General features: G+C 53.7%; 17 protein-coding genes and 1 tRNA gene. 7 read left to right on the top strand and 11 right to left on the bottom strand.

The window, feature by feature from the left end; genetic code table 11:
• Positions 1-41 precede the first annotated feature (41 nt).
• Positions 42-118: transfer RNA gene (locus JAO79_RS09050), tRNA-Val, on the top strand.
• Positions 119-307: 189 nt separating this feature from the next.
• Here the strand turns inward: JAO79_RS09050 and JAO79_RS09045 are convergent.
• The 3 genes from JAO79_RS09045 to JAO79_RS09035 are packed head-to-tail and all read right to left on the bottom strand — an operon-like array spanning position 308 to position 3,078.
• Entirely contained in the window at positions 308-1,549 is a 1,242-nt protein-coding gene (locus tag JAO79_RS09045; protein WP_199006931.1) for an NAD(P)/FAD-dependent oxidoreductase, read from the bottom strand.
• A gap of 5 nt (positions 1,550-1,554) precedes the next feature.
• Positions 1,555-2,640, bottom strand: a complete 1,086-nt coding sequence (locus JAO79_RS09040; protein ID WP_199006930.1) for a hypothetical protein — start codon at positions 2,638-2,640, stop codon at positions 1,555-1,557.
• Positions 2,641-2,682: 42 nt separating this feature from the next.
• Positions 2,683-3,078 (bottom strand): RidA family protein, encoded by a 396-nt coding sequence (locus JAO79_RS09035; protein WP_199006929.1) that lies wholly within the window; start codon positions 3,076-3,078, stop codon positions 2,683-2,685.
• Positions 3,079-3,173: 95 nt separating this feature from the next.
• On the opposite strand from JAO79_RS09035, the gene JAO79_RS09030 reads away from it, so the two are divergent.
• A complete protein-coding gene (locus JAO79_RS09030; RefSeq protein ID WP_227664524.1) occupies positions 3,174-3,806 on the top strand; it encodes a helix-turn-helix domain-containing protein in 633 nt (210 codons plus the stop codon).
• A gap of 276 nt (positions 3,807-4,082) precedes the next feature.
• Positions 4,083-4,205: a hypothetical protein gene (locus JAO79_RS16415; protein ID WP_265091647.1), complete on the top strand. Its 123-nt coding sequence runs from the start codon at positions 4,083-4,085 to the stop codon at positions 4,203-4,205.
• A 2-nt stretch (positions 4,206-4,207) separates the two neighbouring features.
• Here the strand turns inward: JAO79_RS16415 and JAO79_RS09025 are convergent, their stop codons facing one another.
• Entirely contained in the window at positions 4,208-4,384 is a 177-nt protein-coding gene (locus tag JAO79_RS09025) for a DUF2897 family protein (RefSeq protein ID WP_199006927.1), read from the bottom strand.
• A gap of 135 nt (positions 4,385-4,519) precedes the next feature.
• On the opposite strand from JAO79_RS09025, the gene JAO79_RS09020 reads away from it, so the two are divergent.
• On the top strand, positions 4,520-5,335 hold the full coding sequence (locus tag JAO79_RS09020; protein WP_199006926.1) for an RluA family pseudouridine synthase: 816 nt from the start codon (positions 4,520-4,522) through the stop codon (positions 5,333-5,335).
• A gap of 194 nt (positions 5,336-5,529) precedes the next feature.
• On the top strand, positions 5,530-6,354 hold the full coding sequence (locus JAO79_RS09015; RefSeq protein ID WP_199006925.1) for a vWA domain-containing protein: 825 nt from the start codon (positions 5,530-5,532) through the stop codon (positions 6,352-6,354).
• Between the two features lie 72 nt (positions 6,355-6,426).
• On the opposite strand, the gene JAO79_RS09010 is transcribed toward JAO79_RS09015, so the two are convergent.
• The 5 genes from JAO79_RS09010 to dapA are packed head-to-tail and all read right to left on the bottom strand — an operon-like array spanning position 6,427 to position 11,022.
• The gene (locus tag JAO79_RS09010; RefSeq protein WP_199006924.1) at positions 6,427-7,434 is read right to left on the bottom strand and encodes an NAD-dependent epimerase; all 1,008 of its coding nucleotides are present in this window, start codon (positions 7,432-7,434) and stop codon (positions 6,427-6,429) included.
• A gap of 48 nt (positions 7,435-7,482) precedes the next feature.
• Complete coding sequence (locus JAO79_RS09005) at positions 7,483-8,220, bottom strand: TIGR04219 family outer membrane beta-barrel protein (RefSeq protein WP_199006923.1); 738 nt, start codon at positions 8,218-8,220, stop codon at positions 7,483-7,485.
• A 35-nt stretch (positions 8,221-8,255) separates the two neighbouring features.
• Entirely contained in the window at positions 8,256-8,969 is a 714-nt protein-coding gene (gene purC / locus JAO79_RS09000) for a phosphoribosylaminoimidazolesuccinocarboxamide synthase (protein WP_199006922.1), read from the bottom strand.
• Positions 8,970-9,013: 44 nt separating this feature from the next.
• Positions 9,014-10,108, bottom strand: a complete 1,095-nt coding sequence (bamC, locus tag JAO79_RS08995; protein ID WP_199006921.1) for an outer membrane protein assembly factor BamC — start codon at positions 10,106-10,108, stop codon at positions 9,014-9,016.
• A gap of 35 nt (positions 10,109-10,143) precedes the next feature.
• Positions 10,144-11,022, bottom strand: coding sequence for a 4-hydroxy-tetrahydrodipicolinate synthase (gene dapA / locus JAO79_RS08990; protein WP_199006920.1), 879 nt, complete (start codon positions 11,020-11,022; stop codon positions 10,144-10,146).
• 74 nt (positions 11,023-11,096) lie between these two features.
• Between dapA and JAO79_RS08985 the strand changes: the two genes are divergently transcribed.
• A complete protein-coding gene (locus tag JAO79_RS08985) occupies positions 11,097-11,564 on the top strand; it encodes a peroxiredoxin (protein WP_199006919.1) in 468 nt (155 codons plus the stop codon).
• A 3-nt stretch (positions 11,565-11,567) separates the two neighbouring features.
• On the opposite strand, the gene JAO79_RS08980 is transcribed toward JAO79_RS08985, so the two are convergent.
• Both JAO79_RS08980 and JAO79_RS08975 read right to left on the bottom strand, forming a co-directional pair.
• Positions 11,568-12,644, bottom strand: a complete 1,077-nt coding sequence (locus JAO79_RS08980; RefSeq protein ID WP_199006918.1) for an AI-2E family transporter — start codon at positions 12,642-12,644, stop codon at positions 11,568-11,570.
• 15 nt (positions 12,645-12,659) lie between these two features.
• Entirely contained in the window at positions 12,660-12,887 is a 228-nt protein-coding gene (locus JAO79_RS08975; RefSeq protein WP_199006917.1) for a sulfurtransferase TusA family protein, read from the bottom strand.
• Positions 12,888-13,003: 116 nt separating this feature from the next.
• Between JAO79_RS08975 and JAO79_RS08970 the strand changes: the two genes are divergently transcribed.
• Entirely contained in the window at positions 13,004-14,473 is a 1,470-nt protein-coding gene (locus JAO79_RS08970) for a M48 family metalloprotease (RefSeq protein ID WP_199006916.1), read from the top strand.
• Positions 14,474-14,475 lie beyond the last annotated feature (2 nt).

The following is a 14,475-nucleotide window of genomic DNA, read 5'->3' as shown; positions in this document are numbered from 1 at the left end:
TAACGGGATAATCAGTATATTTCGTCCCCGTTGCAGGACATAGGACCATAGCTCAGTTGGTTAGAGCGCTACCTTGACATGGTAGAGGTCCCCAGTTCGAATCTGGGTGGTCCTACCACTTTTCAATAAGTGAGTTATTTACTGCAGCCCAATCTCGATGTTTTCTCACGAACTCCCCCGCATACCATATCGCTCTGGACACTAGTACCACTAGTTAACCAACAAGCTAAAACAATCCAATTCATTGGCGACATGATCACCGAGCGCTTTCTAGCCGTTACGCTTGTCATAATTTCGTTTATTGAAGCTAAAAGCGCTCCACCCGATAGGGCCCCATGTCGACATCAGGGGTTTCGCCATCCATCATCTGACCCAGCAGTTTCCCGGTAATGGGGCCTAGAGTAAACCCCTGATGGCCATGACCAAAGGCAACCCAGAGCCCCGGCAAATCCGCTACCGAACCAATGACCGGCTTCATGTCCGGCGTGCAAGGCCTTCCTCCCATCCAGGGCTTCGGGTCGAGGCGATCGCCCAATGGAAAAAACTCACGTGCCGCCGCTTCAGCAGCGGCCAACTGGCGATAGCTCGGTGGTGACTCTTGGGCGGTAAGCTCGGCGCCAGTGGTCAACCGGATGCCCGCCCGCATCGGAGCCAACAAGTACCCGACCTCAGCATCCAACACCCAATGCGTTAACACTGCGCCGCCACGGGGAGAGTAATGCATGTGATGCCCTCGTTTGACAAACAGCGGTACGGCTGGGCCCTGCTTTGCCAACCACTGGGCTGACCATGGCCCCATTGCTAGTACGACCTGCCGGGCGACAACATCCTTGCCATCGATCGTCGCCTGCCAGCCTTCACCCTTGCGACTCAGTTCTTGCAGCGAGCCACGAACGAGTTGGCCGCCCAATGCTTTGAAGGACTCTGCGTACGCCGCAACTAGCGCACCCGGGTCTGTCGCTGTCCAGGGTTCGATCCAATGGATCGCCCCGACCAACCGCTCAGTAAGATCTGGCTCCATCCGCCGCAACGCTTTGGCATCCAACGCCCGAAACCGAACCCCAAAACGTGAAGCAATTTGCTCCGCATCCTGACACGCAGCCTCAAACGCCTTTACCGTGCGAAAAACCTCCAGGTAGCCCTCTTTGCGGATCAACGTGTCTGCATTCGCTGCGGAGATCATCTCTGCATGACTGGACTGTGCGCGCCGGATCAAAGCTGCATACTCAGGCACGAGCCGCTCATAGCGGTCAGGCGCCGAGTTGCGCCAGTACTGCAACAAAGGTACAGCAGACTCAACGAGCGCTCCCGGCCGATAGCGGATATCAACGCGGCGATTGGGCAGCACTCGCACCAACGTCATCAGGTCACGAGGAAAGGCGTAGGGACGTACCGCTTCACTCTGAATAATACCTGCATTACCAAACGATGTTTCGCGACCCGGCTCACAGCGATCCACCAGCGTCACCCGATGTCCCCGGGCTTGCAAGTGCCAAGCGGCCGAAACACCAACCATGCCAGCACCCAGAACGACAATATCGTGAGGCATCCTAATTACTTCCCACCTTGTTTAATGGTCTCGCGCCAAGGCACACCCTGCCAACGCTGTCGGAACCATGCGACCATTATGGACGCTATAAGAAAGAACCCGAGGTACCCGAATATCGGATAGACCATTCCGACCAGACTGACAAACCCGAGCAAGCTGCAAACAAAGGCAACCAAACCCGTGCCGACAGAGGCCAGCCGAAAAACACCGGTACCTTTGGGCACGAAGCGGGCGATGAACGAATAAAGCATACCCACCGCAGTGTTAAGAATCATTGCCAGGATCACCAGAGCGACGAAAGTCGACAAAACCGGAGAGGCCTCGCCAACCAGCAGCAGTGTCGGCATTGCCGCACCTGCCACCGTGCCTAAGCGCGACAACAACCCTAGGCCGAGAATTAACATCAGGCTTCCCAGAATTAAACCTCCAAGCAATCCACCCCAGGCCGCGCCTCGCTCGTTGCTGGCCATGCCGCCCATAATCGCTAGAATCGGCACCCCGGCAACCACGTTATACGATACGTAAAGTAAAGCTCCAAGCCACCAGTACTGAGCGCCGGCGACTTGAGCGGAGGCCAGGCTCTCAATGGCCGCGATATCGGCTTCGCGAGTATATATGGCATAGACAGCCACACCGAAAGATGTCAGCACCAGCAAGGGGGTTATTGCGCCAATAAGAGCGATTACCCGGTGAATATCCAGGCATACGATTGCCACTACCAGAATCGTCGCGAGTGCGCTGCCAACTAACACAGGTATACCAAACTGCTGATCAAGAAGAGCGCCGGCACCAGCCAGCATCACGACTGTCACGGCGAACATGAAAAAGGTAATCAGACCGTCAACCATCTTGCCAAAATGGGGGCCACAGATACCGTAAACAACTTCTTTATGGGATGTTGCTTGCAAGCGCTTACCCATACCGGCCAGAGCCATGCCGATAAAAACGAATACTGCCGCACTCAATAGAGTGCCAGCCAGGCCCCAGAGACCAAAATTAACGAAAAAAACCAGTATTTCCTGACCAGAGGCAAAGCCCGCTCCGACCAAGACACCTACAAAAGCACCCGCAATTTTGAACATCTCTTTCATAACCTGCGACTCCTTCTTGTCGTTATGGTAGTTGCCGAGGTTTCAGCCTTCTCTGGATTGTTCGGCCTCTCCAACCCAAGCCTGCACCTCCACCTCCACATCGACCCCCAGAGCCAGACCAGCAGTTACGGTCGAGCGCACTGGCAGACCGGCTTCAAAATAACGCTTGTACACCTCATTGAAACCGGCAAAGTGGCTCATATCGGAAAGCCAGACAGTCGCCTTAATTACCTGTGAGTAATCCGCCCCACAATGCTTCAGAGTTTCACCGATGCGGGTCATCACCGCTTCCGTTTGCTCTTCAATAGTGCCTTGAATGACTTCTCCCGCAGCGGTCATCGGTATCTGCCCTGAAAGCATTAAAAAGCCACCTGCACGAACGGCACGGGAGAACGGAAAGGGCAATTCACTGGGGTAACGCACTAGACTTGAACTCATCGATTATGATCTCTCGGGTGAATTAATTCTCTAATCAGAGAATATCAGATATGAGAACTTTAAAGTCAAGGCGCAATCGAGATAAACTATCTTTCATGACAAGACTGCCCCATCACCAACACACACATTCTCTTGCCGACAGAGCCGATGTCGGTGCGCGCCTGCGGGAACATCGCAAACGCCAGGGACTCACGTTAAAGCAGCTTTCGGAACAATGCGGTGTTGCCCTATCGACGCTTTCCAAGATGGAGCTTGGGCAAGCAACCGTGAGCTATGACAAACTCGCCGCGGCCGCTCGCGCACTGAAAATCGACCTCTCGAGATTGTTCTCCCCAGAGGATCACCACTTCTGCCCTGAACAACCTACGGTCGTAACGAATAGAATTGATGAATTAACCGGCTATGGAACCGGCAGCTATGAATATCACATGATGGCTGGAGACTTTCCAGGGCGCAGCATGACGCCACTGTACGCTCGCATCATCGCCCGTGAGCTCAGCGAGTTTGATGATTTTGTGCGCCATCCAGGGCAAGAATTCACAATGGTTCTATCGGGGCGCATCCGCATTCAGTTTGAGAACGGTGAGCATATCAGCCTTGGCGAGCGCGAAACGGCATATTTCAATAGCGAGATTGGCCATGTGTATCTAACGGAAGGCGACTCCGAAGCGGAAGTCATTGCCGTTATGTCTGATCGCCGAATGGCCGAAGAGAAACCAGCCACCTAAACCGGCATCCCCATAGAGAATTGACCTCCACTTCGCCCTCCCCCCCGGCAAACTCCGCGGACAGCGGATACTAACCCATTACCAATTCCGAAAAGCCTCCCAATACGCACAAAAACTGTACATAAAAAATGGTAGGCGACCCATCGTCGGCTATTCTTACCAATGAAGGCACTGAAACCTGAAAACAATCAAAACACACCGTACGACTATGGGTGTGTCGCTTAGAGGGAATTCAGCGTGGGAACCGGAAAAAAGTGTACTTGTGCAGCGGGAATAATGGCCCTGGCAGTGATCTCGGACCACCCTGAGTTGCTCCAAACCAAATACCTGGATCCGTATTACTATTACGACTGGGCTTTTTATTTCGCCCGGGATTACGTGTTGCTGGCTGGATTCTGAGCCTAACCCTCACGCTTTTCCTCTTCTCGCTCTTCTTTCTCGAGCTGAGCTTTTCGAGCGCGGATTTTTTCCAGCTTCTCTTCCGGGATTTTCATATTAGCGCTGTCCCTGAGAAATAACAGGCTGCCAACCACCAAGGCAAACGCGGCCAAAATGAACAACCATCCTATGAGCGGCATCTCCAATCTCCTTCTATGCGTTTCTACTGAGTGTACACCCTACCCACTAATTGGTTAACTCAGCGCGAAATCACTTGTCCGCCGCCCTGTCGATTCGTACCATTGCTCCGTCAACCGCTCCCTGCAGGTCACCCGATGCGCAAACAGATTGATATCACAGTTAATGTCCCTCAAACCGCAGTGGACGCGCTGGCTGAGGCGTCGGATCTGCCTAAACAGCGGATCAAGGATGCCATGGCGAAAGGAGCGTGCTGGTGGTTGCAGAAGGGCAAACGGGTTCGACTACGAAAAGCTAAACGGGAATTAAAACCGGGAACCCGCATTGAGCTGTTTTATGATGACAATGTATTGGCCCGCGAACCAGAACACCCAACACTTATTGAAGACAAAGGTCGCTACAGTGTTTGGAATAAACCCCATGGGCTGCTATCGCAAGGCTCCCAATGGGGAGATCATTGCAGCCTGCTGCGCCTCGCGGAAGTACAATTGAACCGCGCCTGCTTTCTGGTGCACCGCCTGGATGCAGACGCAGCAGGATTAATGCTGGTTGCCCACGATGGCAAGGCGGCAGCGGCTCTTTCTACTCTGTTTTCAAGCCGGGCCATGATCAAAATTTATCGGGCACGAGTTACCGGACAGCTGCTCTCCAAGAACACGACAATTGACGCCCCAGTTGATGGCAAAGCATCGGTAAGCCACGTCACGACCATCAAAGCCGATCCTGAAACAAACACTACGCTCGTTGAAGTTAAGATAGAGACTGGCAGAAAACACCAAATACGGCGCCATCTCGCATCGGTTGGACATCCGATTGTGGGTGATCGCATTTATGGCGCCAAAGCTTCCTCAGGACTTCAGCTAGTTGCCAAATATCTGGCCTTTGATTGCCCACTCCAAAAGCATCCTGTTCGCTACGCCCTCGACTGCGAGCCGCCGCCAGTCAGCACCTGAGACCAAGAATTCATCCCTCAACTTGTCAGCTTTTTATACACTTATTCTCAAAACCCGCTTCAAGACCTTCGTAACATACTGTTTTAATATAAAAATATTGTTCCCTAAAAACATGGCACGCGGCGTGCTGGTACTCCCTTACGCTCAAACTCATAACGGGCGATTTCGAATAAAATGGAACGAGGGATCCAACCATGAACCTAAAAAAACTATTCTCAGGGCTCCTGCTGGGAGCATCCATAGCACTATCGCCGGCGCATGCAGCCCCCATTCTCAGCGACATCGTATTTGTTGTAGATGAGTCGGGCTCCATGGGTAATGTTCAAACCAACCTACGGAACAACATCGGGTTGTTTGCCAGCATACTGACGGGAACTGGCCAGGTTAATGCGCAGTATGGTTTAGTAGGATACGGAAGCGCATCACCTGCCCCCAGAATGATCACCGATTTCACCGATGCCACCAACTTCTCGACCGCAGCGCAAGGGCTATTGACCAACGGTGGATCAGAACCAGGCTACACCGCAACCGCCTTTGCACTAAATGCGCTGGACGGCCAGACCGACCTTTTCTCTTTCCGCGGTAATGCAGTCAAGAACATCATCATACTGACAGATGAGCCCTCCAATGGCGACTTCGTCTCACGCGGAGCTGTCGGTGGTCAGGCGGTCTCAGAAACCATCCTCGACGGGCTTCTGACCAACAACAACGCGCTGTACAACGGCGTGCTCAGAAGATCCAGCACCATTAATTCCTACCAGCAACTGATTACCGATCATGGTGGCACCGTGTTCGACCTGAACCTGTTTAACACCAATGACCAGAACGTCGTTCAGCAGTTCGTCACTGACTTCGCAAACAAAAAACTGCAGGAAACTCTGGATTTCTGCCAACTCAACCCAACCGATCCGGCATGTCAGCCATCCGCCTCGGTGCCTGAGCCGTCCTCTTTGGCTCTCATCGGCCTGGGTTTGTTGGGACTCGGGCTCCGAGCGCGCCGCAAAGCAATTACTGCTTAAATAAAACTGGTAGCCTACGAAAACGGCCGACATAATTGTCGGCCGTTTTTTGTTGGGGAACTCGAGGCGTATTCAGACCTTGTAGAAATCCCGATACCAGTCCACGAAGTTGGCAATGCCCTCTTCAACCGGCGTTGACGGCTTGTAGTCCACATCATTGATCAGGTCGTCAACATTGGCATAAGTAGCCGGCACGTCGCCGGGCTGCAACGGTAGCAGGTTCTTCTGCGCTTTCTTGCCCACTCGCTCTTCGATAATCTCGATAAAACGGGACAGCTCTACCGGGTTGTTGCTACCGATGTTGTAGATGCGGTACGGCGCCTTGCTGGTTCCGGGGTCTGGCTGAGCGCCTGACCATTCGGTGTTTGGCTCTGCCACGTGGTCCAGCGTACGGATTACACCTTCCACGATATCATCAATGTAGGTGAAATCGCGGCGATGCTGGCCGTGGTTGAATACATCAATCGGCTCGCCCGCCAGAATTTTCTTCGTGAAGATAAACAGCGCCATGTCCGGGCGGCCCCAGGGGCCGTATACGGTAAAGAACCGCAAACCGGTGGTCGGCATGTTGTACAGATGGCTGTAGGTGTGGGCCATCAGCTCATTGGCCTTCTTGGAGGCGGCGTACAAGCTCAACGGGTGGTCCACGTTATCATGCACGGAAAACGGCATGGTTTCGTTAGCGCCGTACACAGAACTGCTGGACGCATACACCAGATGCTTCACGTCGTTATGACGGCAACCTTCCAGGATATTGGTAAAGCCCACCAAGTTAGCGTCTATATACGCGTGCGGGTTTTCCAGGGAATAGCGAACACCAGCTTGCGCTGCCAAGTGAACTACCCGCTCGGGCTTGTGCTTTTTAAAAAGCGCTTCCATTGCCTCACGGTTGGCCACGTCTTCGCGTACTTCAGTGAAGCCCGGCTTATCCAGCAACCTTGCCAGCCGCGCCTCCTTCAGGTTGACGTCGTAATAGTCGTTAACGTTGTCCACACCGATCACTTCGTCGCCACGATCCAGCAGTCGATGAGCAAGGTGTGAGCCGATAAAGCCGGCCGTGCCCGTTACGAGGATTTTCAAAATCTGTTCTCCAAAAAAATGGCGCCCGAAGGCGCCTTTATAACTTGCTTAGAAGTCCACGCCGATACTTGCAAACGGGCCGGACAGTTTCACATCCAGTCGATCATCGTCGTCTTCGTAATCAATGGCCATCTCGCGGTAGCCGGCGCGCAGGCGCAGTACAGCTACATCAAACTGACCGTAGACATTAACGTCGTACAAAGAGTCACCGCTGTAGGAAATCACGTTGCCTTCGCCACCAACGGATACGCCGGTGAACGGTAGGTCGAAGCGAACGGACGCGTAGCCTAAAGGCAATACTGCGTCGACTTCGGTTTTACTGACTCGGCCATTCGCAATCTTTTCCCGGACAATCAACTCAGCGTCCATACTCCGAGCCGTCAGGCCCAGATCAAGATTCACCCAGTTGTCCAACACTTCGTAATAGAAGGTGGCGTCGATCTGCTCGATGTCGAGATCGGATTTAACGTCGGCGCCGGGCAAAATACCGTCAAAAGCCCCTACACCCACGGTGCCGCTACCACTCTGAGAAATACCGGTGTAATTCAATCGTACGTTCGGCAGAACCGGGATCGGGTGTTCAAAGTTAGCGGTAAAGTTGGCGTTGCCGTCGCTGCTCATGTTGAGGTCTTTGTCGATATCGACAACGTCGCCTTTGTTGACCACATCACCGGAAAAATCCGAGTTCCAGTAGCTAACACTTGCACCCGCACCAACTACATCAGCGCTGGCCAAAGGAGCGGCAAGTACCAAAGAGCCACCCACAGCAATCATCAATTTACGCATAACACACCCTGTCGTTTGGTTATTTATTATAGTGATCAGTCAAAACTGATGCCGAGACGACGACCTACTTCTTCGTAGGTTTCGATCACGCTACCCAGCCCCTGACGGAACCGGTCTTTATCCATCTTTTTACGGGTTTCCTTATCCCAGATTCGACAGCCATCCGGGCTGAATTCGTCACCCAAAACGATCTTGCCTTCGCTGCGGCCAAATTCCAGCTTGTAGTCCACCAGCAGCATGCCAGCTTCATCAAACAGGGTTTTGAGCACGTCGTTCACTTTGTAGGTCAGCTCTTTCATCTGCGCCAGCTCGGCTTCTGACGCCCAGCCGAAGCTGACCGCCAAAGATTCGTTGACCATAGGGTCATGCAGGGCATCATTTTTCAAGAACAGCTCGTAGGTCGGCGGATTCAGTTCGACGCCCTCTTCCACGCCGATTCTGCGGCATAGGCTACCGGCTGAGATGTTGCGCACAACACACTCTACCGGAATCATATCGAGTTTTTTCACCAAAGACTCGGTGCCCGACAGCAGCCCTTCAAAATGAGTGGGCACACCGGCCGCCTCAAGCTTCTCCATGACGAAGGCATTGAACTTGTTATTCACCATGCCTTTGCGGTTCAGCTGTTCTTTCTTCTCGCCGTCGAAGGCGGAGGTGTCGTCCCGGAATACCAGAACGAAACGATCAGGGTTATCAGTGCGGTAAACAGATTTTGCCTTGCCCGCGTATAGCTCTTCGCGCTTTTCCATTAGGGTCTCCAAACGGTCAGCGGCCTGCCCGGCCGCTCCGTTAATCAGTACAGATGTTCAAACAGTTTGGTAAGCAGGTCGGCACTGGTATGTTCACCATTATAGGCGTCAACGCGCTCTGCCGTAACCACCATGGCAGGGGCTGCCTGGCTGATTGTTACCGTGTGGGTATGAGTGAGCTTTTCTTCGTCGCTGAACCAAGAGAACCAACCAGGCGAACGCTCGTCTTCGGTACGGAAATCCACCTGAATCCAGCCGGCGCTGCGGTCGATATCGACAATGTTGGCACCAACCTCTTCCAGTGAACGGTTCACTTCTGCCCAGGTTCGGCCGTAATCGAGCTCTACTTCAATCGCTTTCGCCTGTTCGTCTTCAGACTTGAGGCGAACCAATGGCTTGGCCACCATGCCTGAAGCGGCTCTGGAGAACGACTTGCTGTCTTCTCTTTGCTTCAAAAACCCGGCAAGTTCGCCCAACAGTTTTTTCTGAAGGTCTTGCGAAGGCTCGTTGTTGGTTGAATCCGCGTTCCAGGCGACCAAGCCCTCCGGCTTTTCAGCGAACTCCAGCACCTGGGCCCGAATTTCGGTGGTTTTCCGGCGAATGCCGGGCGCCAATCTCAGCTGAACAAGCACCTTGGGTTCAGAAGCAGATGGCGCGTTATCCAGCTCAACCAACGCACGGGCTGCCATACTGAAATTGGCCAGCTCGCTTTGCAGAACACCCAGTTGTGGGCTGTCGTGTGCAACTCCTAAACCGGACTGGTTCATCCACGCGCTCGCCGCAGGCCACAAGCGACCCGGCACATCGTTGACCAGCAACCACAATCGACCATCCAGCTCCTCGATCACGTAGTTTTCGTCGAGGATCTCGGACGTCATGTCGGGGGGGCGAGGAATAGAAGACGGATACATCCGGCGAGAGTCGTCTGTGCGAATGCTACGAATCGGCATAGCTTCACCCAAACGGGAACTGTCATAGCCGGCTGGCACCTGGATCGGTGTTCCTTCCGGTGCGTTCACATAGTCTTCAGAACGGTCGTGCAGAAAACCACAGCCTGCCAGGGCGCCAGCAAACACAAACCCGGCAACAGGCCGGGCTAGGGATACAAGTTTGTTACGGGTTCTTCCAGGAACCTGCATCGGGTTACTCCGGTTGAAGAGAAAAGGGGTTGGCCTCAGAGAACACCTGAAGCCTTGAGTGCGTCTTCCACTTCACCGTGGAACTTATCGCTGAGCGGAGTCAGCGGCAACCGAATTCCTTCACCGATCATGCCCATACGCTGTAGAGCCCACTTGACCGGAATCGGATTGGCTTCCAGGAACAGCTTGTGGTTCAACGGCATAAGCTGTTCATTCAGACGGCGAGTCTCTTCTTCGATTCCGGCGATTGCAGCTTCACACAGCTGTGACATACCTTTGGGTGCCACATTTGCAGTGACTGACACGTTCCCTTTGGCGCCTGCAAGCATCAACTCTGCAGCGGTAGCATCGTCACCGGAGTACACCGCCAAACGCCCTGCCAAGCCTTCAATCAGCTCGGTTCCGCGGGGAATATTGCCGGTGGCATCTTTGATGCCCACGATGTTTGGAATATCAGCAAGGCGCAGCACCGTTTCATTCAACATGTCACAGGCGGTACGCCCCGGCACGTTGTATACGATCTGGCTCATGCCCGGCACGGCTTCCGCAATGGCCTTGAAATGCTGGTACAAGCCCTCTTGGGTGGGCTTGTTATAATAGGGCACAACCAGCAAACACGCGTCCGCGCCGAGCTTGTGCGCTTCCGTGGTCAGGTCGATCGCTTCCCGGGTGCTGTTACCGCCGGTACCGGCAATGACAGGGATTCGGCCATCCACTCGTTTTATGATATGGCCAATAACCCGACAATGCTCTTTCGGGTCCAGAGTGGCGGACTCACCGGTGGTGCCCACAGCCACAATGCCATGAGTGCCATTTTCGATATGAAAGTCCACTAGTTTGTCCAAATCTTCCCAGTGGATGTCACCATTGGGATGCATGGGCGTTACTAGTGCGACGAGGCTACCCGTAATCATAAAAACTCCGTCCGAATAAAACCGATATGGTAATGTTGGGCTCGAACTGACACAAGGGAATTAAAGGAGATGTCATGTCATCCGTAGCATTGAATCAGCCTGTACCCGATTTTCAGGCTCAGGCCACCGGTGATCAAACTATTACCCTGAATGGCCTTAAGGGTAAAAACGCTATTATCTACTTTTATCCGAAAGACAACACCCCCGGATGCACCACCGAAGGCCAGGATTTTCGTGATCGCATGGCACAATTCACCGCTTTGAACACCGAGATATTCGGCGTTTCCCGCGACAGCTTGCGTGTACACGAGAACTTTCGGGCTAAGCACGAATTTCCGTTCCACCTGATTTCAGACAAAGACGAAGATCTGTGCAAGCTTTTTGATGTTATTAAGCTCAAAAAGCTTTATGGAAAAGAGTATATGGGCATTGAGAGAAGCACCTTCCTGATCGACAAGGAAGGTGTCCTCCGTCAGGAATGGCGTGGCGTTAAAGTGAAAGGCCACGCCGACGAGGTACTAGACGCTGTCAAAGCTCTATAGGTTTTAAACCTTCGCTGCCGGTGAGGAAACATCGTTCTTCACCGGCCAGGCTGCAAACACAGCTTTAAGCATTGTCGCCAGGGGTATGGCAAAAAAAACGCCCCACAAGCCCCAGACACCCCCAAAGAACAGCACGGCCACGATAATGGCGACCGGGTGAAGGTTATTAACCTCCGAAAACAAAACCGGCACCAACACGTTACCATCCAGCGCCTGGATAATGCCGTACACCACCATTACCCAAATGAAATGGCTCCCCCAACCAAACGCGAAGAGCCCGATCACCGCAACCGGAATGGTGACCACAGCTGCGCCGATGTAAGGAATGACCACGCTCAACCCCACCAGCAAAGAAAGCAAAGCAGCATAAGGCATGCCTAACACCTTGAACGCGATATAGGTTACCGAGCCTACGATCAGAATCTCGACTGCTTTGCCCCGGACATAGTTGGCGCACTGCAGGTTCACCTCGTGCCAGATACCAATCATCATCGGGCGCTGCTTAGGCAACAGACGTGCGAACGAGCTAACCAACAACTCACGATCTTTCAAGAAGAAGAACACGAGTATTGGCACCAGCACCATGTAGATCAAGAGTGCAACCAGATCCGGTATGCTGGACAGCGAAAACGACACCAGCCACTGGGTGATATGGGCAACTTCGGTCGATACCTGCTGGTAAACCGCATTGACGGCCTCAGAAGAGATCAAATGCGGGTATTCATCCGGCAAAACCTCCAGATAGGACTGCAGTTCGCGGATAATTCTGGGCGCCTCTTTCGCCAGATTCGAGACCTGAGACCATACCAAAGGCAGCAGACCGAAAAGAAAACCGACCAGCACTCCCATAAACATCAGGAACACGCTGATGACCGCGATAAAGTCCGGCACCCCCCATCGTTGCAGCTTAAGCACCAAGCCCTGCAAGATGAAAGCGACAATCAGTGACGCAATAGCGGGCGCCAGCATGGCCCCGAACCAAACAATAAAAACGGTGCCCGCAAGCAAGATGAGAAACAGCACCACAGCTTCTTCATCTGAGAAATATTTATTCGCGAGATCTCGCAAGACTCTGATCATGAAACGCTCCGACGATTATCCGCCGCACTCTATCACGAACCGGTATTCACCGTTATCTTCCTTATAGCTAAGGAGTTCGTGTGCGGATAATTTTATATAGGCAGGAATATCCCGTGCTGACCCGGCATCTGTAGCGACCACTTCCAGGCGCTCTCCGGAAGCCATTGAATTAAGCTCTAACTTGGTTTTCAGAAGCGGCATGGGGCAACGCAACCCACTTGCATCCAGAATTCTGTCGGCCATTTCGGGAAACACCATTAATATTCATTCAACAATGGGCAGGCATTATGCCGAGAGTGTTACTCTATTGCATCAAAACACTTAGTAATGCTTTCCGGCACGAGGCAATATCCAGGCTCATGAAGCTCGTTCGCAATTATCGACGCACACTAACACGCATCAGTGCGACCGCTCTGCTCACAGTGTCTCTCGCTACACCTGCGTTAAAAGCTGAACCCTCGCCCCTGCCCTCCTTCGGCGGCAGCGGCGGGCTGATCGCTGGCCAGCAGGAAGCCAGCATTGGCGAGCAGGTGATGACCTCAATCCGGCGCTCCGCCCCGCAAATACAAGACCCGTTGGTTTACGACTACCTCTACAACGTGATTTACCGACTCGTCCCGTCCGCCCCGCTGGATAACCGCGACCTGCAACTTGTGCTCATAGACAGCCCGGCTCTTAATGCGTTCGCCGTACCGGGAGGCGTAGTCGGTGTTAATGGCGGACTGTTTCTCAACGCCGCCACTGAACAGCAATTTGCCTCGGTACTCGCCCACGAGTTGGCACACCTGAGCCAGCGCCATTTTGCCCGCAGAATGGAGCAGCAAGAAACCAGCGCCCCGCTGACGCTGGCCGGCATGATTGCGGGTATCGTTCTTTCGGCGGTCACTCAGTCTGACATTGGCATTGCCGCCATAGCCGGAACACAGGCTATGGCCATTCAAAACATGCTGTCCTACAGCCGGGCTCATGAGCAAGAGGCCGACCGGGTGGGGCTTGAGATTCTCGCGAACGCGGGCCTCGACCCAAGAGGCATGCCCGAAATGTTCGAAATCATGATGCGACAGAACCGACTGCAAGGGAACAAGATGCCAGAGTACCTCTCTACGCACCCCCTGACGCAGAGCCGTGTTTCTGACACGCAAAACCGGGCTGAGCAGTATCCGAGCAAAACCGTGCAAGACAGCCAGGAGTATCACCTGATGCGAAGCCGCTTGCAGGTGCACTACGCGACGTCACCCGCATCCGCGGTCGAAATATTCGAATCGTATTTAAACCGTGACGATACGCGAAAGAATGACGCGATTCGCTACGGGCTTGCCGTAGCGTACAAAGAAAACAACCAGCTGAATGAAGCTCAGCGCATCCTGCAGGAACTGCTGTCGTCAAATCCGGGCCGGATCACCTTCCAGGTTTCCCTCGCCGAAGTGTATACCCAGCAAAAGCGCTATGAAGAGGCACGGCAACTTTTGACCACCGCACTGTCAAGAAACCCGCGCAACTACCCGATTACCTGGGCATTGGCAGGACTGGAAATTGCAGATGGAAACGGCACCGCCGCGGCCGGCTACTTGAAGGAACTGACCCGCCAGCGCCCCTCCGGCGATCAAATCTGGCTGCGACTCGCAGAAGCCGAAGGTATGGCCAGAAACATCGTTGGCGTTCACAGGGCCCGGGCGGAATACGATGCTCTGAGGGGCGATTACCGCTCTGCCCAGCGCCAGCTGCGTCAAGCTCAGGAAAAGCTACCAGCCGGCTCTGCAGAGCGGCAGGTGGTTAGCGAGCGGCTGAGCGAAATCGCCAGCCGCATTCAGCAAGCCAACAGATCCTGATC

This window comes from Marinobacter litoralis, assembly GCF_016427555.1.
Lineage (GTDB): Bacteria > Pseudomonadota > Gammaproteobacteria > Pseudomonadales > Oleiphilaceae > Marinobacter > Marinobacter litoralis_A.
This window is presented reverse-complemented; position numbering and strand designations above follow the sequence as displayed.